Origin of the sequence: Nocardiopsis sp. NPDC006832, from assembly GCF_040635885.1 — a bacterium.
GTDB lineage: Bacteria > Actinomycetota > Actinomycetes > Streptosporangiales > Streptosporangiaceae > Nocardiopsis.
In genome coordinates this window covers 1-19,817 of record NZ_JBEYLC010000046.1, presented here as the reverse complement: position 1 = coordinate 19,817, position 19,817 = coordinate 1, and the positions used below count along the sequence as shown (strand labels likewise).

17 protein-coding genes are annotated in these 19,817 nt (G+C 69.3%); 3 read left to right on the top strand and 14 right to left on the bottom strand.

Annotated features, from left to right (window positions below):
• Nucleotide 1: 1 nt before the first annotated feature.
• Entirely contained in the window at nucleotides 2-1,123 is a 1,122-nt protein-coding gene (locus ABZ717_RS20395) for an acyl-CoA dehydrogenase family protein (RefSeq protein WP_358512875.1), read from the bottom strand.
• A gap of 166 nt (nucleotides 1,124-1,289) precedes the next feature.
• Between ABZ717_RS20395 and ABZ717_RS20390 the strand changes: the two genes are divergently transcribed.
• A complete protein-coding gene (locus tag ABZ717_RS20390; RefSeq protein ID WP_358512873.1) occupies nucleotides 1,290-2,171 on the top strand; it encodes a PaaX family transcriptional regulator C-terminal domain-containing protein in 882 nt (293 codons plus the stop codon).
• A 2-nt stretch (nucleotides 2,172-2,173) separates the two neighbouring features.
• Here the strand turns inward: ABZ717_RS20390 and ABZ717_RS20385 are convergent, their stop codons facing one another.
• The 6 genes from ABZ717_RS20385 to ABZ717_RS20360 form a co-directional block, all read right to left on the bottom strand.
• Nucleotides 2,174-2,608: a Rid family hydrolase gene (locus ABZ717_RS20385; RefSeq protein ID WP_358512871.1), complete on the bottom strand. Its 435-nt coding sequence runs from the start codon at nucleotides 2,606-2,608 to the stop codon at nucleotides 2,174-2,176.
• On the bottom strand, nucleotides 2,609-3,436 hold the full coding sequence (locus tag ABZ717_RS20380) for an enoyl-CoA hydratase family protein (RefSeq protein WP_358512869.1): 828 nt from the start codon (nucleotides 3,434-3,436) through the stop codon (nucleotides 2,609-2,611).
• Entirely contained in the window at nucleotides 3,433-4,197 is a 765-nt protein-coding gene (locus ABZ717_RS20375) for an SDR family oxidoreductase (RefSeq protein WP_358512867.1), read from the bottom strand. The genes ABZ717_RS20380 and ABZ717_RS20375 overlap by 4 nt, the downstream gene beginning before the upstream one ends.
• 168 nt (nucleotides 4,198-4,365) lie before the next feature.
• On the bottom strand, nucleotides 4,366-5,340 hold the full coding sequence (locus ABZ717_RS20370) for a hypothetical protein (protein WP_358512865.1): 975 nt from the start codon (nucleotides 5,338-5,340) through the stop codon (nucleotides 4,366-4,368).
• Nucleotides 5,341-5,642: 302 nt separating this feature from the next.
• On the bottom strand, nucleotides 5,643-6,926 hold the full coding sequence (locus ABZ717_RS20365; protein ID WP_358512863.1) for a glutamate-5-semialdehyde dehydrogenase: 1,284 nt from the start codon (nucleotides 6,924-6,926) through the stop codon (nucleotides 5,643-5,645).
• 153 nt (nucleotides 6,927-7,079) lie between these two features.
• The gene (locus ABZ717_RS20360; protein ID WP_358512861.1) at nucleotides 7,080-7,526 is read right to left on the bottom strand and encodes a type II toxin-antitoxin system PemK/MazF family toxin; all 447 of its coding nucleotides are present in this window, start codon (nucleotides 7,524-7,526) and stop codon (nucleotides 7,080-7,082) included.
• A gap of 222 nt (nucleotides 7,527-7,748) precedes the next feature.
• Here ABZ717_RS20360 and ABZ717_RS20355 point away from each other — a divergent pair, with 222 nt between their 5' ends.
• On the top strand, nucleotides 7,749-8,498 hold the full coding sequence (locus ABZ717_RS20355) for an SDR family oxidoreductase (RefSeq protein WP_358512859.1): 750 nt from the start codon (nucleotides 7,749-7,751) through the stop codon (nucleotides 8,496-8,498).
• Between the two features lie 48 nt (nucleotides 8,499-8,546).
• Here the strand turns inward: ABZ717_RS20355 and ABZ717_RS20350 are convergent, their stop codons facing one another.
• The 7 genes from ABZ717_RS20350 to ABZ717_RS20320 form a co-directional block, all read right to left on the bottom strand.
• Nucleotides 8,547-9,434, bottom strand: coding sequence for an alpha/beta hydrolase fold domain-containing protein (locus tag ABZ717_RS20350; RefSeq protein WP_358512857.1), 888 nt, complete (start codon nucleotides 9,432-9,434; stop codon nucleotides 8,547-8,549).
• Nucleotides 9,435-9,585: 151 nt separating this feature from the next.
• Entirely contained in the window at nucleotides 9,586-10,710 is a 1,125-nt protein-coding gene (gene proB, locus ABZ717_RS20345; protein WP_358512932.1) for a glutamate 5-kinase, read from the bottom strand.
• 138 nt (nucleotides 10,711-10,848) lie between these two features.
• Nucleotides 10,849-12,213, bottom strand: coding sequence for a GTPase ObgE (obgE, locus tag ABZ717_RS20340; RefSeq protein WP_358512855.1), 1,365 nt, complete (start codon nucleotides 12,211-12,213; stop codon nucleotides 10,849-10,851).
• Between the two features lie 159 nt (nucleotides 12,214-12,372).
• On the bottom strand, nucleotides 12,373-12,630 hold the full coding sequence (gene rpmA, locus ABZ717_RS20335) for a 50S ribosomal protein L27 (RefSeq protein WP_067602101.1): 258 nt from the start codon (nucleotides 12,628-12,630) through the stop codon (nucleotides 12,373-12,375).
• A gap of 13 nt (nucleotides 12,631-12,643) precedes the next feature.
• Nucleotides 12,644-12,955: a 50S ribosomal protein L21 gene (rplU, locus tag ABZ717_RS20330; RefSeq protein WP_358512930.1), complete on the bottom strand. Its 312-nt coding sequence runs from the start codon at nucleotides 12,953-12,955 to the stop codon at nucleotides 12,644-12,646.
• A gap of 277 nt (nucleotides 12,956-13,232) precedes the next feature.
• Nucleotides 13,233-16,355, bottom strand: a complete 3,123-nt coding sequence (locus ABZ717_RS20325; protein WP_358512853.1) for an Rne/Rng family ribonuclease — start codon at nucleotides 16,353-16,355, stop codon at nucleotides 13,233-13,235.
• Between the two features lie 163 nt (nucleotides 16,356-16,518).
• A complete protein-coding gene (locus ABZ717_RS20320) occupies nucleotides 16,519-17,298 on the bottom strand; it encodes a TIGR03936 family radical SAM-associated protein (protein WP_358512928.1) in 780 nt (259 codons plus the stop codon).
• A gap of 774 nt (nucleotides 17,299-18,072) precedes the next feature.
• On the opposite strand from ABZ717_RS20320, the gene ABZ717_RS20315 reads away from it, so the two are divergent.
• Complete coding sequence (locus ABZ717_RS20315; protein WP_358512851.1) at nucleotides 18,073-19,689, top strand: recombinase family protein; 1,617 nt, start codon at nucleotides 18,073-18,075, stop codon at nucleotides 19,687-19,689.
• Nucleotides 19,690-19,817 lie beyond the last annotated feature (128 nt).

The following is a 19,817-nucleotide window of genomic DNA, read 5'->3' as shown; positions in this document are numbered from 1 at the left end:
ACTACATGTGACGGGCGATGATCTGGCGCTGGACCTCCGAGGCCCCTTCATAGATGCGGGGTGCGCGGACCTCTCGGTACAGGTGTTCCAGGAGGTGGCCCCGGTGCAGGGCACGCGCACCGTGCAGTTGGACGGCGGAGTCGACCACGTACTGGGCGGTCTCGGTGGCGAACAGCTTGGCCATCGCCGCCTTGAGCGTGACGTCGGGCCCACCCGAGTCGTACTCCTCGGCGGCGGCGTACACCAGCAGGCGGGCGGCCTCGGTACGCGTGGCCATCTCGGCGAGCGTGTGGGAGACGGTCTGCAGAGCGGTGAGGGGTCCTCCGAAGGCGCGACGCTCGGCGGTGTGCTCCTTGGTGGCGGCCAGAGCCGCCCGGGCCATGCCGACGGCGAACGCGCCGACGCTGGGACGGAACAGGTCCAGGGTGCGCATGGCCACCGAGAACCCCTGGTCGGGGGCGCCCACCAGGTCCTCCGAGCCGACCTGGACCCCGTCGAAGACCAGGTGCCCCAGAGCGTGCGGGGACAGCATCTCCAGGGGCTCACCGGACAGGCCCGGGCGGTCGGCGGGGACGCAGAAGGCGGTGACGCCCCGGGAACGGGTGCCGGGGGTGGTTCGGGCGAAGACGGTGTAGAAGTCGGCGTCCGGCGCGTTGGAGATCCACGTCTTCTCACCGTGCAGTCGCCAACCGTCGCCGGACGGTTCGGCGCGCAGCTCCAGCGCGGCGGCGTCGGACCCGGCCTCGGGTTCGGTGAGGGCGAAGGCCGCCACCGCCCGTCCCGCCGCGGCCTCGGGGACCCAGCGCTTCCGCTGTCGGTCGCTCCCGGACTGCAGGAGGGGGTAGGTCCCCAGCCCTTGGAGGGCCAGGGCGGTCTCGGCGTGGGTGTCGACACCGGCCAGGTGTTCGCGGAGCAGGCACAACCGAGTGGCGGGGGCCTCGCGCAGAGGTCCGTCGTCGGCCGTGCCGGGGAACAGCGCGGGCAACAGCCCGCTCTCGCCCAGGCCCTGGAGCAGTGCCCGGTCGACGCGTCCCGGTTCGCCGGGGGTGTCGTCGAGTTCGGTCGCCCGGTCGGTGACCCATCGGGCGAACTCGTGGTCGTTTTCGTGGGGCGGGAGCGCCATGGGCGACCTCGACTCTCTCGGGAACGTGATCCGCCTCACTCCGAAGATGCACCCAGAACGTGACGGCCGTCAAGAGAGTGATATGAACTTACCGGGAAACCAAACGTGATGAGGGTGAAGGCCGAGCACCGCAAGGGGTGCCGACACCGGCGGCTATCGTGTGCCCATGATTGTCAACAGCGACCGAGCAGCCCCGGACCCCACAGCCGACGCCGACCGCGTCCTGCGCCGTCCCCGGGCCCTGATCGTGTCGTTCTTCGGCACCTACGCCCGCGACGTGGGCGGATGGACGGGGGTGGCCGACCTGATCGCGTTGATGGGCGGACTCGACGTCGACGGCCCCTCGGTCCGCTCGGCGGTCTCCCGGCTCAAACGCCGTGGACTACTGGTGTCCGAGCGTCTGGGCGGCGCTGCCGGCTACCGGCTCTCCGACGAGGGACGCCGCATACTCGGCGAGGGTGACCAGCGCATCTTCGGCCACCGGGTGGCTCGCGCCGAGGACGGTTGGGTACTGGTGGTGTTCTCCGTTCCCGAGTCCGAACGTCGCCGCCGGCACGCGTTGCGGACCCAGCTGACCCGGCTGGGGTTCGGCACCACCGCCGCCGGGGTGTGGATCGCACCCGCGCACCTCACCGACCAGGCGCGCGCCACCCTGCGGGAACTGGACCTGGAGGAGCACGCGGAGCTGTTCCACGCGACCCACCTGGACTTTCGCGACCTGACCACGTCCGTCGCCCGCTGGTGGGACCTGCCCGCGCTTCAAGCGATGTACCGGGGGTTCCTCGACGAACACGAGCCGGTGCTGACCGCGTGGCGCCGCCGCGGCACACCTTCGGACCACGACCCCGAGCAGCGGGCGATGGCCTTCGCCGACCACCTGCGCGCGGTGGACTCCTGGCGGAGGCTGCCGTTCCTCGACCCGGGGCTGCCACCCGAACTGCTGCCCGACCGGTGGGCGGGCAGCAGGGCCGCGCGTGTCTTCTTCGACCTGCACGCCCTGCTGCGCGGGCCCGCCCTGGACCACGTCCGCGCCACCGTGGCCCCCTGAGGTCAGTCGGTCGGCCCCGGGATGACGGCGTCGCAGACCAGTTCCAACAAGGCACCGGGTTCGAACAACTCGGCCACCCCGAACAACGCCACGGCCGGGTAGTGGCGACCCATGTGGGCGCGATAGACCCGGCCCAGTTCCCGCCCGGAGGCCCGGTAGCCGGGCACGTCGGTGGTGTACACGCTCAGACGGGTCAGGTGTTCGGGTGAACCACCACAGGCTCGCAGGGCGGTGACGACGTTGGCCAGGGCACCGTCGAACTGGTCGACCAGGGACTCGGCGGCCAGCCGCCCGTCGGGCCCGGAGGCGATCTGTCCGGCCAGGTGGACCAGACGGCCCGGGGCGGGGACCACGGCGTGGGAGAAGCCCGGGTTGGGTCCGAGTTCGGGCGGGTTCACCAGTGTGTGCGGGGTGGGCGGCAGGTGTACGGGTTCCACTCAGCGTCCCTTCCATTGGGGGGTGCGACGGCCGGTGAAGGCGGCGTGGAATTCGGCGTAGTCCTCACCGCGCATGAGCAACGCCTGGGTCATGGCCTCCAGTTCGATGGCCCCGGACAGACTCATGTCGAGTTCCCGGGACACCAGGGCCTTGGTCTGGGCGTAGGCGAAGGAAGGGCCCTTGGCCAGCCTCTCGGCGAGCCGGTCCACGGCGGCGTCGAGCTCGTGGTCCTCCACCAGTTCGCTCACCAGACCGATGCGTTCGGCCTCGTCGGACTCCACCGTGTCGCCGAGCATGAGGACGCGGGTGGCGTTTCCCAGGCCGACCATGCGGGGCAGCAGGTAGGCGGCGCCCATGTCGGCCCCGGACAACCCCACCCTGGTGAACAGGAACGCGAAGCGGGCCGAGCGGGCCACCACCCGGAAGTCGGAGGCCAGGGCCAGGACCGCGCCGGCGCCGGCGGCCATGCCCTGGATCCCGGCGATCACGGGGATCGGGCACTCGCGCATCGCCCGGATCACCTCCCCGGTCATGCGGGTGAAGGCGAGGAGTTCGTCGGGGGCCATCTCCAGGGTCCGGCCGATGATCTCGTCGACGTCGCCACCGGAGCAGAAGGCCCGGCCCTGGCCGCGCAGGACCAGCACGCGGGTGTCGTCGCGGTGCGGCAGTTCCAGCAGCAGGTCCCGCAGGTCGGCGTAGGCCTCGAAGGTGAGTGCGTTGAGCCGGTTGGGCCGGTTCAGGGTGACGGTGGTGACCCCGTCGACCCGGGTCAGGTCGAAGTGGTCCCACCGGTCGGTGAGCGGCACGGAGCCGCGAAAGGCGCTCATCGTTGGGTGTCTCCTCCGTCAAGGGTGAGGGACTGGCCGTTGATCGCCCCGGCCAGGGGGCTCGCCAGGTAGGTGACGGCGGCCGCCACCTCCTCGGGTTCGATGAGCCGGCCCAGGGGCGTTGCCTCGGCGAGGGCGCGTTCGGCCCGGCCGGGGTCGCGTCCGGTGCGTTCGGCGATACGGGCCACCGAACGTTCGGTCATGGGGGTGCGTACGAAGGAGGGGCACACGGAGTTGACGGTCACGCCGGTGCCGGCGACCTCGTCGGCCACCGAACGGGCCAGGCCGAGGACGGCGTGCTTGGCGGCCGCGTAGGCGACGGTGTAGCGGGTTCCGGTGTGCGCGGCGGTGGACGCGACGAAGATCGCGCGCCCGTGGTCGCGTTCGAGCATGCCGGGTAGTAGGGCCCGGGTGAGCAGGAACGCGGAGGTGGCGTTGGCGTCCAGGTGGTGACGCCACAGGTCGAGGTCGGTGTCGCGCAGGCGGGCGCTGTGCGCGGAGCCGGCATTGTTGACCAGGACGGACACGGGGCCGAGTGATTCGGTGAGTTCGGACACGGCGACTTCGTCGGCGAGGTCGCACACCCGGGTGGCGACGAGGTGCCCCCGCTCCCGGGCGTCGTCGGCGAGCAGAGCGAGGCGATCGGGGTCACGGCCCAGGGCCACCACCTCGTGCCCGGCCTCGGCGAGCGCGAACACGACGGCTCGTCCGATGCCACCGGAGCCGCCGGAGACCACGGCGAGCCGTTGGGAGTCAGCCATGGCGCGAACATATCACTCAATCATGACCGTCGTCACGGGTGCGATATAAACCGGAAAGGGTTGGCGGCACAACGACGGCAGCGCCGCCGGCCGGAGGCCGTCGACGCTGCCGTGATCCGTTCACCCGGGCACCGACGAAGTCGGAAGGTCCGAGGCGAGTGGGTACCCCTAGAAGGCGGGACCGGCCTCGATGGCCGCGTCCACGGTCTCGGCGCGGGCCTCCTCGACCTCGTCCGCCAGGTCGGCCTCGTGGGCCTCGAACTCGGCGGTCACCTCGGCGGCCAGCGCGCGCATGGCGACCTCCTCGGTGACGATGCCGCCACGCACCCGGTTGGCGTCACCGATCTGGGCGATCGGGCTGTTGCCGGTGGCCACCAGGTCGCCGCCGACGATGTTGTTGTCGATGTAGGCACCACCGGAGACGCCGGTGACGGACAGGTCACCGTCGACGTAGTTGACCGAAGCGCAGAAGTCGTCGCTCTCGCCGGCACCGACCGCGATCGGGCCGGAGCTGTCGCTGTAGGTGGCGTTGCCCAGGACCTCGCTGTCGCACAGGATCCCGCCGGAGGCGGAGCCGTTGACGGTGAGGTCGCCGCGGACGACGCTGTCGTAGATGTCGGCGTAGACGACACCGTCGGCGTTCACGCCGTCGGTGATACGGCCGCCGTTGACGTAGAGCTCGCCGGTGGTCGCGTCCACGGACGCGGCGGAGGCACCGACCACGTAGACGAAACCGTCGTTGGCGGCGCCCCCGGCGGCCTGGGCCCGCAGAGCGGCGACCGAACTGCCGTCCTCCAGGTAGGTGCCGTAGGAACCGGAGTTGACCACGTCACCGTCGACCGTGGTGTCGGAGGCGTCGAAGTAGGCGTCGCCGGCGACGGACACCTCGCCCTCGATGGCGCCACCGATGATGTGGAGGTTGGCGTCCTGCTCGACGGTGACGTCGCCCTGGACGACGGTGCCGTCCAGGAAGCAGCTCGCGCCGGAGGGGACCTTCAGATCGGTCGGCAGGGTGATCTCACCGCCGTGACCGGAGCACAGGGTGACCAGATCGGCCTGGGCAGGAGCAGCCATCATGGTGACGCTGCCGATCGCCAGAGCCGCGGTGGCGGTGGACGCGGCGATCTTACTCCCGAGCTTCATGCGGGGGATTTCCTTTCGTCGTGACCGGTGGGGGCCGGACGCTCCTGATTAGGGTGCGGGAAGAGCGCCGTGTGACACCAAAGCGAAAGTACCGATCGGCGACGGCTTTGGGAATACTTGTCCGGGGAAGTTTCGCCTCTGCCCAGGTTTCGCCGAAGGAAACAACCGAGGTGACGCAAGTGACCGTCATGGCGCGTGTGCCCATCGGTACCGGGGTTCACCACGGTGGCATGAGAACGGGGAAGGGCCGCCCGATTCCTCGAACGGCCCTTCCCCGAAGTCGCATGCCACCCGGCGTGTGGTCACTTCAGGTGACCGTCACCGGTGACCACGTACTTGGTCGATGTCATTTCGGCGAGACCCATCGGACCCCTGGCGTGCAGTTTCTGGGTGGAAATACCGATTTCCGCGCCGAATCCGAACTCGCCACCGTCCGTGAAACGGGTGGAGGCGTTCACCATCACCGCGGCCGAGTCCACCCGGGCCACAAAGTACCGGGAGGTGGCCAGCGAGTCGGTGACGATCGCCTCGGTGTGCTGGGTGGAGTACTCGCGGATGTGCGCCAACGCCGCGTCGACGTCGGGCACCACTCGCACGGCCAGGTCCATGTCCAGGTACTCGGTCGCCCAGTCCTCCTCCGTCGCCTCGACCACCGTGGCCCGGGTCGGGTGGGCCGCGGCGATCTCCAGGACCCGAGGGTCGCCGTGGACGGTCACACCGGCCTCGGCGAGGGACTCCAGTGCCCGCGGCACGAACGCCTCGGCGACCGCCTCGTGCACCAGGAGCGTCTCCGCGGAGTTGCACACCGAGCAGCGCTGCGCCTTGGCGTTGGTGGCGATGGCCACCGCCTTGTCCAGGTCGGCGTCGGCGTCCACGTACACGTGGCACAGGCCCTCGCCGGTCTCGATCACCGGAACGGTGGAGTCACGCACGATGGCCTGGATGAGCGAGCCGCCGCCACGTGGGATGAGCACGTCGACCAGGCCACGCGCACGCATCAGCGCGGTGGAGGACTCACGGGTGCGCCCGGGGACGAGTTGGATCGCGTCGACCGGCACCTCGGTGCCCTCCAGCGCGTCCCGCAGCACCCGCACGATGGCGGTGTTGGAGTTGTAGGCCGAGGACGATCCGCGCAGTAGCGCGGCGTTCCCACTCTTCAGACACAGTGCGGCCGCGTCGACGGTGACGTTGGGCCTGCCCTCGTAGATGATCCCGATGACACCCAGTGGCACGCGGATCTGCCGCAGGTCCAGGCCGTTGGGGAGCACGCCTCCGCGCACCGACTCGCCCACCGGGTCCGGCAGCTCGACGATCTCGCGCACGGCCTCGGCGATGGCCTCGATCCGCCGTGGAGTGAGGGTGAGCCGGTCGATCATGGCCGGGCCGGTGCCCTCGGCTCGGGCGCGCTCGACGTCCTCGGCGTTGGCCGCGGTGATCTCGTCGGACCGCTTGAGCAGGTTATCGGCGATCGCGTTCAGGGCGGCGTCCTTGGCCGACCTGCTGAGCGTGGCGAGGTCGACGGCCGCGTCCTTGCCGCGTCGGGCCACATCGTGGACCTCACGCTCGATGTCACTGTTGACTGTCATTTCGGGCTTCCTTGCTCGGGAGGCCGCCCCGGCCGGTGGCGCCTGCGGCGTCGAAGGGCACCGTCGCCGGAGGGATTCCCTCCAGCGTATAGCGCCTGGTCGACCACCGCAGGGGTTGTCCACGGGCCGAGCCGGTCCCGGGGTCGGAAGAGGTCAGCGCCAGCCGTAGCGGTCGCGCAGGACGGCGGCGACCTTCCAGAAGATGTCCTCGTTCATCACGGCGGCCTCGCGGCGGATGTCGTCCTCGTCGAACTCGAAGAGGCGGTCCACCCGCAGGTAGGAGTCGCGTTCCTCACGGTCCCAGGGGCCGGAGCCGATGGGCAGCCAGTCCTGGCGCTCGTGGTCGTCGGGCCGCTGGGAGGACAGCATCAGGCCGTGCAGGCGGCGACCCTTGCGGCCGACCACCAGCATGGGCCGGTCCTTGCCCTGGCTCGCGTCCTCCTCGAAGGGCACCCACGTCCACACGATCTCGCCGGCGTCGGCGAGACCGTCCCTTTCCGGGGCGTAGACGAGCTTGGTGGCGTTGCGGCCGGTCGGGATCTCGCGGACGGCGCCCTCGTGCGGATGGGAGTCGCCGTGCTGTGTCGTCTGTTGAGTCACGCACCGCATCCTAGTGCCGCGTCTCGGAGCGGTCGTGGTCACTCGGGTGGATCCGGCTCCGGCAGGACACGAGGGCGCGGACGCGGTGGCCCGCCTCGGTCGTTCCACCGACCCGGGTCATAGTGTCGACGCGATGGACCCGGCCCGACCCCCGGTGCTCGACACCGCGTGGAGGCTCGACCGGGGCGGACCCACGATGAAGAGCGGCACGGAGAAGCGCACATGAGCAAGGGAACGATCCTGATCACCGGGGCCTCGGCGGGCCTGGGCGCGGAGATGGCGCGCCGGTTCGCCGCCCTCGGCTACGACCTGGGCCTGTGCGCCCGGCGCACGGAGAAGTTGGGCTCCCTCAGGGACGAGATCGTGGCCGCGCGTCCCGATCGCCGGGTGGTGCTCAAGGCACTGGACGTCACCGACGACGAGGCGGTCTTCCGGGTCTTCGGGGAGTTCGCGGCCGAGTTCGGCACGGTGGACCGGGTCATCGTCAACGCGGGGCTGGGCAAGGGCGCCGCGCTCGGCAAGGGCCGCTACGACGCCAACCGGCAGACCGCCATGACCAACTTCGTGGGGGCGCTGGCCCAGTCGGAGGCGGCCATGGAGATCTTCCGTGCGCAGGGTCACGGCCATCTGGTGATGATCTCCTCGATGTCGGCCCTGCGCGGCATGCGCAAGGCCATGACCGTCTACGCCGCCACCAAGGCGGGCGTGGCCGCCATCGCCGAGGGTCTGCGTTCCGAGCGCGTCCCCGGTCTGGACGTGTCGGTGATCTATCCGGGCTACATCCGCTCGGAGATGAACGAGCACGTTCGGCAGAAGACCCGATTCATGGTGGAGACCGAGGTGGGCGTACGTTCCATGGTGGCCGCGATCGAGAAGCGCAAGGTCAAGGCGTACGTCCCCGCCTGGCCGTGGGCGCCGATCGGTTTCCTGATGAAGCGCCTGCCTCTGCCCGTGGTCAGGAGGCTGTCCTGAGCGACGGCCACGTCACCCCGCCCACCGAACGCGTCCCACGAGGGTGTTTCACAGCTCCTCGACGGTCCGCATGATCCGCGCCCGCGCCTGGCCCCCTTCGGGGACGGGGAGCAGCGGGTGGACGTGGAGCGCCCCCTCCTCCTCGAACAGACGTACCTCTCCCCCGGCCCGGGTCACCTGGTCGTACAACCGGCGGGTGTCGGGCCAGAGCAGGTCGCGAGTGCCGATGTACAGGTCCATGGGCGGCAGGCCGGCCATCGGCCCGTAGATGGGGCTCAGCCGGGGTTCGGTCAGGTCGTCGCCGCCCGCCCACTCCTTGGCGGCCTCCAGGAGCCCGACCGGGTTGAGCCAGGGGTCCGCCCCCTCCACCTCCAGGATGTCGGGGTTGGACATCGTCAGGTCGAGCCAGGGAGAGATCAGGACCAGCCGTGTCGGGGCGGGCAGGGCGACCTCCGGCAGGGTCTGTGTCAGGGCGAGGGCGAGCCCTCCGCCCGCGGAGTCCCCGGCCAGCAACGTGCGCGTCGGATCGACGTCCGCCATCAGCTCCCGATACACCTCGTGCAGGAACCCGAAGGCCTCCCGGTAGGTGTGTTCGGGGGCCAGCCCGTAGATCGGCACCTCCACCCGACAGCCGGCGTCGACCATGCGCGAGATCAGCACCCCGTGCCAGCCGGAGATCTCGCTGACGTAGGTGCCACCGTGCAGGTACAGCACGGCCTTCTCGGGTTCCCGCACACCGCGGGGACGCACGGTGAAGGTGGAGAAGCCACCGACCCGTCGACGCGTGATCCAGTGCCGTCGGGTGAGCCAGTGCGGAGCGGACGGGTCCTCCTTGGGCTCGTTCATCCACTCACGAGCGCCCTCCACCGATCCCATGGGGCCCTTGCGCACCACTCGCAACCCCAACGCCAACAGGTGGGTCAGCAGACTCGACATGGGTGGCACCCTCCTCAGGACATCCTGCCCCGACCCTTTCACGGACCGACGACGGCACACGAGAAGGGCGCACACGGCGAGGAGAGATCTCGGGCACTTCCACCCGACCCGTCGAAGGAGCGTCGGGGCATCGGCTCCGCCCGGCCCCGCTCTACAGCACCACGAGGTCGTCGCGGTGGACCAGCTCGCGTTCGTAGGTGGGGCCCATCTCGCGGGCCAACCACCGGGTGGATCGACCCATCAGGTCGGGGACCTCGGCGGCGTCGTAGTTGACCAGCCCTCGAGCGACCAGGGTGCCCGACTCGTCGCGCAGGTCGACCGGATCGCCAGCGCTGAACTCGCCGTGCGCCTTGACCACACCGGCCGGCAGCAACGACGCCTTCTCCTCGACCACCGCCTTCACCGCTCCCGGGTCCAGGACCAGGCTCCCCCGTCCCGCGGTGGCGTGCGCCAGCCACAGTTGCCGGGCGGAGGGGCGGCGGCCGTCGGCCGGGGCGAAGAACGTGCCGACCCTCTCCCCCGCCAGGGCGGCCCGGGCGTTGGCCACCGAGGTCAGCACGGTGTGCACGCCGGCCTCGGTGGCGATGCGCGCCGAGTCCACCTTGGTGACCATGCCGCCGGTACCGACACCGCGTTTGCCGGTGCTGCCGATGTCGATGCCGTCGAGATCCGCGCGGCCCCGGACCAGGTGCACCACCGAGGTGCCCTCGTCGGCCGGATTCCCGTCGTAGAGGGCATCCACGTCCGAGAGCAGCACGAGCGCGTCGGCGCGCATCAGGTGGGCGACCAGGGCCGCCAGGCGGTCGTTGTCGCCGAACCGGATCTCGTGGGTCGCCACGGTGTCGTTCTCGTTGACGATCGGCACGGCGCCGATGTCGAGCAGTCGGCGCAGGGTCCGTTGGGCGTTGCGGTGCTGCACTCGCCGCATCATGTCCTCGACGGTGAGCAGGACCTGGGCCGCGGTGAGTCCGTGTCCGGCGAGTTCGGCGGTGTAGGAGGCCACCAACAACCCTTGGCCGACGCTGGCGGCGGCCTGCTGTGAGGCCAGATCACGAGGGCGCCGGGTCATGCCCAGCGGACTCATTCCGGCCGCGACCGCACCTGAGGAGACCAGGATCACCTCTTGGCCGAGGGCGCGGCGCGCGGCCAACACCTCGACCAGGTCCCGGATACGGCCGGCGTCGATGAGTCCGTCGGGGGTGGTCAATGAGGAGGACCCCACCTTGACCACGACCCTGCGGGCCTGGGCCACGGAACGGCGACCGGCCGCCTCCATGGGTTCGACGTGCTGCTTCGGGGTGTCTGCGCTGTGCACCACGAGGGACTTTCCATCCGTGGCACGGCGCCTTTTCCGGGCGCCGTGCGCTTGCCTGTGTGGGTTCGGCCGGTGTGGAGCGGTCGGTCCCCGCGCGGGTCAGCCCAGCCGGGCGTCGGTGCCGCGCGGGCCGGACGGGACGACCTCGGCGTCGAGCGAGTCGTCCCAGTCGAAGACCACCGAGTCCTCCTCGGTACCGATGCGCACCTCGGCCCCCTGGGTGGCGCCGGCCTTGGCCAGTGCCCCCTCGATACCGAGCCGGTTGAGTCGTTCGGCCAGGTAGCCGACGGCCTCGTCGTTGGAGAAGTCGGTCTGGCGCACCCAACGGGCCGGCTTGTCGCCACGCACCCGGAAGATGTTGTTCCCCAGCGGGACCACCTCGAAGGGCGTGTCACCGATGAGCTTGGGCCGCAGCACGATGCGGGTGGGTTCGGCCGCCGGTTCGCTCTGTCGCGCGGCGGCGACCTGCTCACCGAGGGCATAGGAGAGTTCGCGCAGGCCCTCACGGGAGGCCGCGGACAGCTCCATGACCTTGTAGCCGCGCTCCTCCAGCATGGGACGGACCATGTCGGCGAGCTCGCGGGCGTCGGGCACGTCCACCTTGTTCAGGGCGACCACGCGCGGCCGGTCGGACAGGTCGACCCCGGTCTGCTCCCCGTAGGCGGCCAGTTCGGCCTCCAGGGCCTCCAGGTCGGTGACCGGGTCGCGGCCGGGCTCGAAGGTGGCGCAGTCCAGCACGTGCAACAGGGTGGAGCAGCGCTCGATGTGGCGCAGGAACTCCAGGCCCAGGCCCTTGCCGTCACTGGCGCCGGGGATGAGCCCTGGCACGTCGGCGACGACGTACTGGACCGAGCCCGCCTCCACCACGCCCAGGTTCGGGATGAGGGTGGTGAACGGGTAGTCGGCGATCTTGGGCCGGGCCGCGGACATCGCGGCGATCAGCGAGGACTTGCCGGCGCTGGGGAAGCCGACCAGACCCACGTCGGCGATGGTCTTCATCTCCAGACGCACGTCGACGACCTCGCCCTCCTCACCCTTGAGGGCGAAGCCGGGGGCCTTGCGCTTCTTGGAGGCCAGCGCGGCGTTACCGAGACCGCCGTTGCCGCCCTGGGCCAGCACCAGGCGGGTGCCGTGACCCACCAGGTCGGCGATGACCTCGCCGTCCGTCCTGGTGACCACGGTGCCGTCGGGCACGGTCAGGACCAGGTGCTCGCCGTTGGCCCCGGCCCGGTGACCGCCCTGGCCGGGCGTCCCGTTCTCGGCGGTGCGGTGCGGCCTGCGCTGGTAGTCCAGCAGGGTCGCGCTCTGGGTGTCGACCTCCAGGACGATGTCGCCGCCCCGGCCGCCGTTTCCACCGTCCGGTCCACCCAGCGGTTTGAACTTCTCACGGTGCACGGAGGCGCAGCCATGCCCGCCGTTCCCGGCCTTGACGTGCAAGACCGCCTCGTCGACGAAGTCAGGCATTGCTCTCCCCGTAACTCGTGGGGCCACCGCCTCCTGGCGGGGCCGTGATGCGACGTGCCACCCGCGCTATGCGCCGTCCTCGAAGGGACTCCCTAGTGACAACGCGAAGGGCGGGCCAGTGTTCCCTGGCCCGCCCCGAAGAAATCGTCGCGGCTCGACCTAGACGGCGGCCGGGACGATGTTCACGGCCTTGCGGCCGCGGAAGTTACCGAACTTGACCTCACCGTCGACCAGGGCGAACAGCGTGTCGTCGCCACCGCGACCGACGTTGGCGCCCGGGTGGAACTTGGTGCCCCGCTGACGAATGAGGATCTCGCCGGCGGAAACGGCCTGGCCACCGAAGCGCTTCACGCCGAGGCGCTGGGCATTCGAGTCGCGACCGTTCTTAGTGGACGAAGCGCCCTTCTTGCTTGCCATTTCTCCAGGCCTCCTACTTCGCCGCGATACCGGTAACGCGCACCTGGGTGTGCTTCTGGCGGTGACCCTGGCGCTTCTTGTAACCGGTCTTGTTCTTGTACTTCATGATGTTGATCTTGGGGCCCTTGGTCTCACCGAGGACCTCGGCGGTGACCGTGTAGCCGCTCAGCTTGTTCGCCTCGCTGACCACGTTGTCACCGTCGACCACAAGGATGGGCTGCCACGTAAGGGTGGCACCGGTCTCCTCGGAGACCCTGTCGATGTTCAGGACGTCGTCGACAGACACCTTCTCCTGTCGGCCGCCCGCTCGCACGATCGCGTACACCGGGGAACTCTCTTCCTGCTCGCTCAACGAAAAATGCGCTCACTGATGACCGTGATGCCACGATCCACGAATCGCCTGTAGCGGGGCGCGGGGATCTGAGGGAAACAAACCCACCTGGTGGAGAGCACTGCGGTCTCGGGGCGCGCGAACACTTGGGGCGCGCCGACGCACCGTCCATCAGATTACCATTGCCCTGGTACAGACCCGCACAGTCGGTCCGGTCCGGACCCGGTCGTTACCGGGTCCGGACCGAATTCTCGTCCCGCCTCGCTCGACCTCAGCCCGCGTCGACGGCGGAACCACCGGTCGGTGAGGTCACCGCCGCCTTGGTCCGCCGGGTGCGGCGACGCTTGGGCCGTTCGGTGGCGCCTTCGGCGTCATCGTCGGCCGAGTCGGACTCGTCGCCATCCGCCGTCGCCTGCCCACCCTCACCGCTGTCGGCCTCGACGGCCTTGCGGGTGGTGGTGCGCCGGCGGGTCCTCTTGACCGGGGCCTCTGCGACCTCGGCAGGTGCCTCCTCCGTCTCGGGGGCGGCCTCGGCCTCCTGGGGAGCCTCAGCGGTCTCCTCGGCGGCCTTCTTCGCCTTGGAGGTGCGCTTGCGGGTCCTCTTGACGGGGGCCTCCTCGGCCTCCCCGTCCGAACCCGCGGCGTCGCCCTGGTCGGCGTTCACGGTCGGCTCGGTGCTCTCCACCGCGGTGTCGGTCTGCTCGCCCTTGGCGGCCTTACGGCTCCGGGTGCGCTTGGCGGGCTTGTCGCCCTGCCCCGCGGTGTCCTCGGCGACCTCGACGGGACGGTCGACCTGGTCGTTCTCGACCGCGGGCTGCTCGGACTTCTCCGACTTGTCGCCCTTGTCGCCGGATGCGTCGGACGCGGACTCGGAGTCGCCCTTGCCCTTCTTCTTCTTGCGACCGTTACCGTTGCCACCGCCGTTGCCACCGCCCTTGTTCTCCACCGGCTCGGAGGAGATCACCAGGCCACGGCCGTTGCAGTGGTCACAGTTGTGCGAGAACGCCTCCAGCAGCCCCTGGCCGACCCTCTTACGGGTCATCTGGACCAGCCCGAGCGAGGTGACCTCGGCCACCTGGTGCTTGGTGCGGTCCCGGGACAGGCACTCCAGCATCCGACGCAGCACCAGGTCGCGGTTGGACTCCAGCACCATGTCGATGAAGTCGATGACGATGATGCCGCCGATGTCGCGCAGCCGCAGCTGGCGGACGATCTCCTCGGCCGCCTCAAGGTTGTTCTTGGTGACCGTCTCTTCGAGGTTGCCGCCCTGACCGGTGAACTTTCCGGTGTTGACGTCGACCACGGTCATGGCCTCGGTCCGGTCGATGATCAGCGAACCACCGCTGGGCAGCCACACCTTGCGATCGAGGCCCTTGTTGATCTGCTCGTCGATCCGGTACGCGGAGAAGACGTCCCGGTCCTCGGTCCAGTGCGAGAGCCGCTCGGCGAGGTGGGGCGCCACATAGTCGACGTACTCGTGGACGGTGTTCCAAGCCTCGTCACCGGAGACGACCAGACTGGAGAAGTCCTCGTTGAACACGTCACGAACGACCCGGATCGTCAGGTCCGGCTCGCTGTTGAGCAGGGACGGGGAGCTCGCCGACTTGGACTTGCGCTTGATGGAGTCCCACTGCTTGGCCAGGCGCGTGATGTCACGCTCCAGCTCCTCCTCGCTGGCGCCCTCGGCCGCGGTGCGCACGATCACGCCGGCGCCGGAGGGCATCACCTTCTTGAGGATCTGCTTGAGGCGGGCACGCTCCTTGTCGGGGAGCTTGCGGCTGATGCCGGTCATCGAACCGCCGGGCACGTACACCAGGTAGCGGCCGGGCAGGCTGATCTGACTGGTCAGGCGGGCACCCTTGTGTCCGACCGGGTCCTTGGTGACCTGCACCAGGACGGACTGACCGGACTTGAGCACCGACTCGATCCGCTTGGGCTGGCCCTCCAGACCGAAGGAGTCCCAGTTGACCTCGCCCGCGTACAGGACGGCGTTGCGGCCCTTGCCGATGTCGACGAAGGCGGCCTCCATCGACGGCAGCACGTTCTGCACCCGGCCCAGGTACACGTTGCCCACGTAGGAGCGGTGCGTGGCCCGGTCGACGTAGTGCTCGACGAGGACGTCGTCCTCCAGGGTGGCGATCTGGGTGCGGTCGCCGATGCTCCGGATCACCAGGTCGCGCTTGACCGCCTCACGGCGGGCCAGGAACTCCGACTCGGTGACGATCGGGGCGCGGCGCCGGCCCTGTTCGCGGCCTTCGCGGCGGCGCTGCTTCTTGGCCTCCAGGCGCGTGGAGCCGCGGACCGCCTGGACCTCGTCCTCGATGGGACGTTCCTGGCGAGGCTCGCGCACCTTGACCACGGTGTTGGGCGGGTCGTCCGAGGTGCTCTCGCCGCTCCCGGAGGAGCCGGAGCCCGAACCGGAGCGGCGGCGACGCCGACGGCGCCGACGGCTACCGCCGTTCTCGCCCTCGTCGTCGGAGTCGTCATCGGAGTCGGCGGAGGGCTCGTCGCGTCCTTTGCCGTCCTTGGTGTCGGAACCCTTGGTGTCCTTGTGGCGCTCTTTGACGGTGTCCTCGCCGGAGTCGGCGGAGTCGAACTCCTCACCACCGTTGTCCTCGGGACCGCGCGACCGGCCACGGCCACGACCGCCCCGACGACGGCGCCGACGGCTGGGACGCTCCTCGGAGCCCGTCTCCTCGGCGGGGGCCTGAGCCTCGGCGTCGGAGTCCTGCTCGGTCTCCTCTTTCTCGACCTCGACCTCGACGGCCTTGCGGGTCTTGGCCGGGACGTTCTGCTGGGCGACCGGAGGCTGGAAGAGCATGCCGCCGGGCGGGGAGAAGAGGGAACCGGAGGCGCCGGGGGTGTTCTCCTCGGTCTCCTCTTCCTCGACCGTTTCCGGGGCGGGTGCCTCGACGGTCCTGGGTGCGCGCGAGCGCGCTCGGGAGCGGGTGCGTCCGCGGGAGGCGCTTTCCTCGGCGCCCTTCCCGTCATCTCCGGAGTTCCCCTTGGGGGCGGCGCTCTTGTCGGCCGCATCCCGGGGAGCGTCGTCGTCCTCGGAGGCCACTCGGGTGCGTCGACCACTGGTGGCGGCGGGAACGTCCGCGGGCCGGCCCGCGGCACGGACCGTGCGCCTGCGCACCGGCGTGGGCGAAGAGGTCTTGACCGTTCCGCCCTCACCCGAACCGGCGAGCTTGGTGCTCGGCGTGGTCGGTGGCGTGAAGACGTCGTCGGGTTCGGGGGGTGGTCCGGCGGCGCGGCGAGCGCCCTTGGTGGGCGCGGGTGTGGTCACCCGAACCCCGCCGTTCCCCGCCGGGGGTGTCCCCGCCGTGTTCTCGGTTGTTTCAGTTGTACCCGCGGTGCCGTCGGCACCGCTCTTGGGCTCGTTGTCGAGCATCCGGGCGGTCTCCCGTCAAAGTTCTCGGGCGCGCCGTCGGGCCGCGTACGGTCCGACGCTGCGGCTCACGAGAACTGTCGTCGCTGTGTCAGCGCCGGCGGCACCGGGGTGTCGCCGGGGCAAAGTCCTGTGGTTTCGCCCATGTACCCCGCGTTGGGATCGCTCATGGGCGCGATCCCGTCATGGGCGACGGCCGTGGTGCTCGGGTGCGTCGATCGTTCGTCTCATCGTGCGCGGACCCGGTGCTCTCTGTGGTGGAAGCTTCGGGTCGGTCCGCGTCGAACGGGTCGGCGATCGCACCTGTCACCTCGTCCAGCGGCCCCTGCGCCAGCCGGGTCATCGTGGGTGATGACGGCGGCGCGAGGTCGGCCACGTGGCGAAGGCCGGTCAATACGTCGTCTGGTCGGACAGCAGGTGTCGTGTGCCGTACGACCATTCGAAGTATGGCATATGTCGTGTGTCGCTCCCCTGGGGCGCGCCCATGGGGACCGTCGCACACGTCGATACCGAGTACGGCCGGGCGGGTGTCGAAGCGGCGTCGGCCCTTCTTCGTCATCCGTTCCACCTCGACGCTTTCGGCGGCCAGGTAGTCGGCCACCGCCTTGGCGGCGTCGCCGGGGTCGACGTCCGTCATCTCCACGCGCCATATGGAGGCCTGGAGCCGGTCGGCCAGGCCCGTCACCCGAGCCTCGACGACTTCGAGCACGTCGATCCCGTCGGGCATGGTCGCGTCGATCGCGTCCCTGACCTGATCGGGTCGGCACTCCTCGGCCATGGTGAGCTCTAGATACTCCGCCTCACTGGCGACCCCTGTGGGAGCCGCACCTGTGTAGGAGATCTTGGGATGTGGTGAGAAACCGGCGGAGAACGCCACGGGTAGGGAGGCCCTGCGTAGGGCTCTCTCCAGGGCCCGGGCGATGTCACGGTGACTCGCGAATCGCATGCGTCCACGTTTGGCGTAGCGGACTCGGAGCCGTTGGCCGGGTTTGGCGGTGGAGGGTGAGGTGGTGCCCTCGTGTGCGGGGGGCAGCTCAACTCCTTTCCTCATGCCCCCTCTGTGCGGGCCGTCGGTGGCGACCCGAAAGGGGCTGTTCCTCGTCCTGTTCAGCGTACGGTGCGCCGTGGTGCACATGCGCCGGCAGGACTGCACATACCGGTTCCTGCCCCGCTGACCTGGAATCGAAAAGTCTCGAACAGATTCCGAAGGGTCGTCCGAACCGGTGTCCACCACCTGAACACGGAGGGCCGGAAAAAAAATCCAAAGAAAATCCGCAACCGATGGCAACCCACCGGCACCCCCGCGAGTCTTACTTTACGTACGGCCCGGCGCGAGCGGGGCGCCGGGCCGTACACCTTCCTCCCGGGAGACTCCGAACCTCACGCGAGCGCGACGCGGACACAGCGAACGCGAGCGCACCGCAGGACGAAGACACCCGGAGCGCGAACTTTACTCTTTCACCCCAGGACACACCAGTGCCCTGGGGTTCTTTGTGTCCCACCCCGCGCACACGGTTCTTCGGTGACCTCCCACGCGAGCGCACCGGGGTCCTGGGACGGTGCTCCGTGCGCCCACGTGGGCCCTCATCGCATCAGGGACAGGTCAGAGCACGGTCAGTGGCAGCGTCGGACGCCCCTCGGCCGCGTCGTTGATCTGGATCTCGGTGCCCATGTTGTGACCGATGGCACCAGGATCACATCCGACACGTAGCCTGGTCACATGACTGGGAAGACCAATCGTCGGCCCACCAAGGCGCGGGCCGCGTACGACGTGAACGAAGCATGGACCGGGGCGGACCTCGCTCTGTTGGCGGAACTGAAGGAAGCCGAGGAGCGGCTACCAGCCGATGCCCCTCGCGCCCTGCTCTCGGTTCGCCTGTCTGTTTTCTCCGACGACACCACCTCTCCCGTGCGGCAGGAACTGGACCTGCGCCTGCTGGCCCGAGAGAAGGAGCACCGGGTAATAGGTGTCGCCAGCGACCTGAACGTGTCAGCAACGAAGGTCCCGCCGTGGAAGCGAAAGGCGCTCGGCGACTGGCTGAACAACCGCGTCCCCGAGTTCGACGCTCTGCTCTTCTGGAAGCTCGACCGGTTCATCCGGAACCTGAACGACCTCAATACGATGGTCCGATGGTCCGAGACCTACTCGAAGAACCTCGTCTCCAAGCACGATCCGATCGACCTGACAACGACCATGGGCAAGATGATGGTCCAGCTCCTCGGCGGGGTCGCGGAGATCGAGGCGGTGAATACGAAGACCCGAGTCGAGTCCCTGTGGAATTACGCCAAGACGCAGACAAGTTGGGTCGTCGGTAAACCCGCCTACGGGTACAAGACAACCCGCCGCGAGGACGGGAAGACCACCTTGGCCATCGACCCTCAGCCGGCCAAGGCGCTACACGAGGCACGGAGGCTGATCGTCGAGGAGGACGTGTCCACCTCCGAGACCGTCCGGCGGTTGAAGGAGCGCGAGATGGTCCCCCAGTCGACGACCACGTCGACCATGATCCGCCGGCTCCGCAACCCTGCCCTCCTCGGCTACCGAGTAGAAGAGGACAAGCAGGGCGGCATCCGCCGGTCGAAGGTCATCCTCGGCAACGACGCCCAGCCGATCAAGATCACAGAGCCGATCTTCACCGAGGAGGAGTGGGACACCTTGCAGGCGAAGCTCGACTCGCGAGGCAAGAACCAGCCTCACCGGCAGCCGAGCGGGGCGACGAAGTTCCTGGGCGTCATGAAGTGCATCGACTGCGGGACCAACACGATCGTCCACCACACCCGGAACAAGCACGGGGACTACGCCTACCTCCGGTGCCAGGGCTGCAAGAGCGGCGGGCTGGGGTTCCCCGACCCCAACGCGGTGTACGAGGGCCTGGTCCAGCAGGTGCTGTCCGTGCTCGGCGATTTCCCCGTCGAGACCCGGGAGTACGCACGCGGCGAGCAGAGCCGTAATGAGGTCAAGCGGTTAGAGGAGGCCATCGCCTACTACATGAAGGGGCTGGAGCCCGGCGGCCGGTACACCAAGACCAGGTTCACCCGGGAGCAGGCCGAATCCACGCTCGACCAGATGATCGCCGATCTGGAGGCCATCGACCCCGAGTCGACCAAGGACCGGTGGGTGTACGTGAGGGGCGACAAGACCTTCCGCCGGCACTGGGAGGAGGGGGGCATGGAGACCATGACTCAAGACCTCCTGCGCGCCGGAATCACTTGCGAGGTGACCCGGATCAAGGTCCCGAAGAAGCGGGCACCGAAGGTGCACCTGAAGCTGAAGATCCCCAAGGACGTGCGCAAGCGCCTGGTCGTCAAGAACAACGACTTCGCTGAAGTGTTCTAGACAGGAACGCAAGCTTGCAGCCGGGGGCTCTTTTGAAGTTGCTTCGGTTCGGTGGACACCTGTGAACTGGGATTTTACGCGGTTTCAGCCAGTTCAGCGGAGTCATTCCGGGCCCGCTCAGTGTGGCG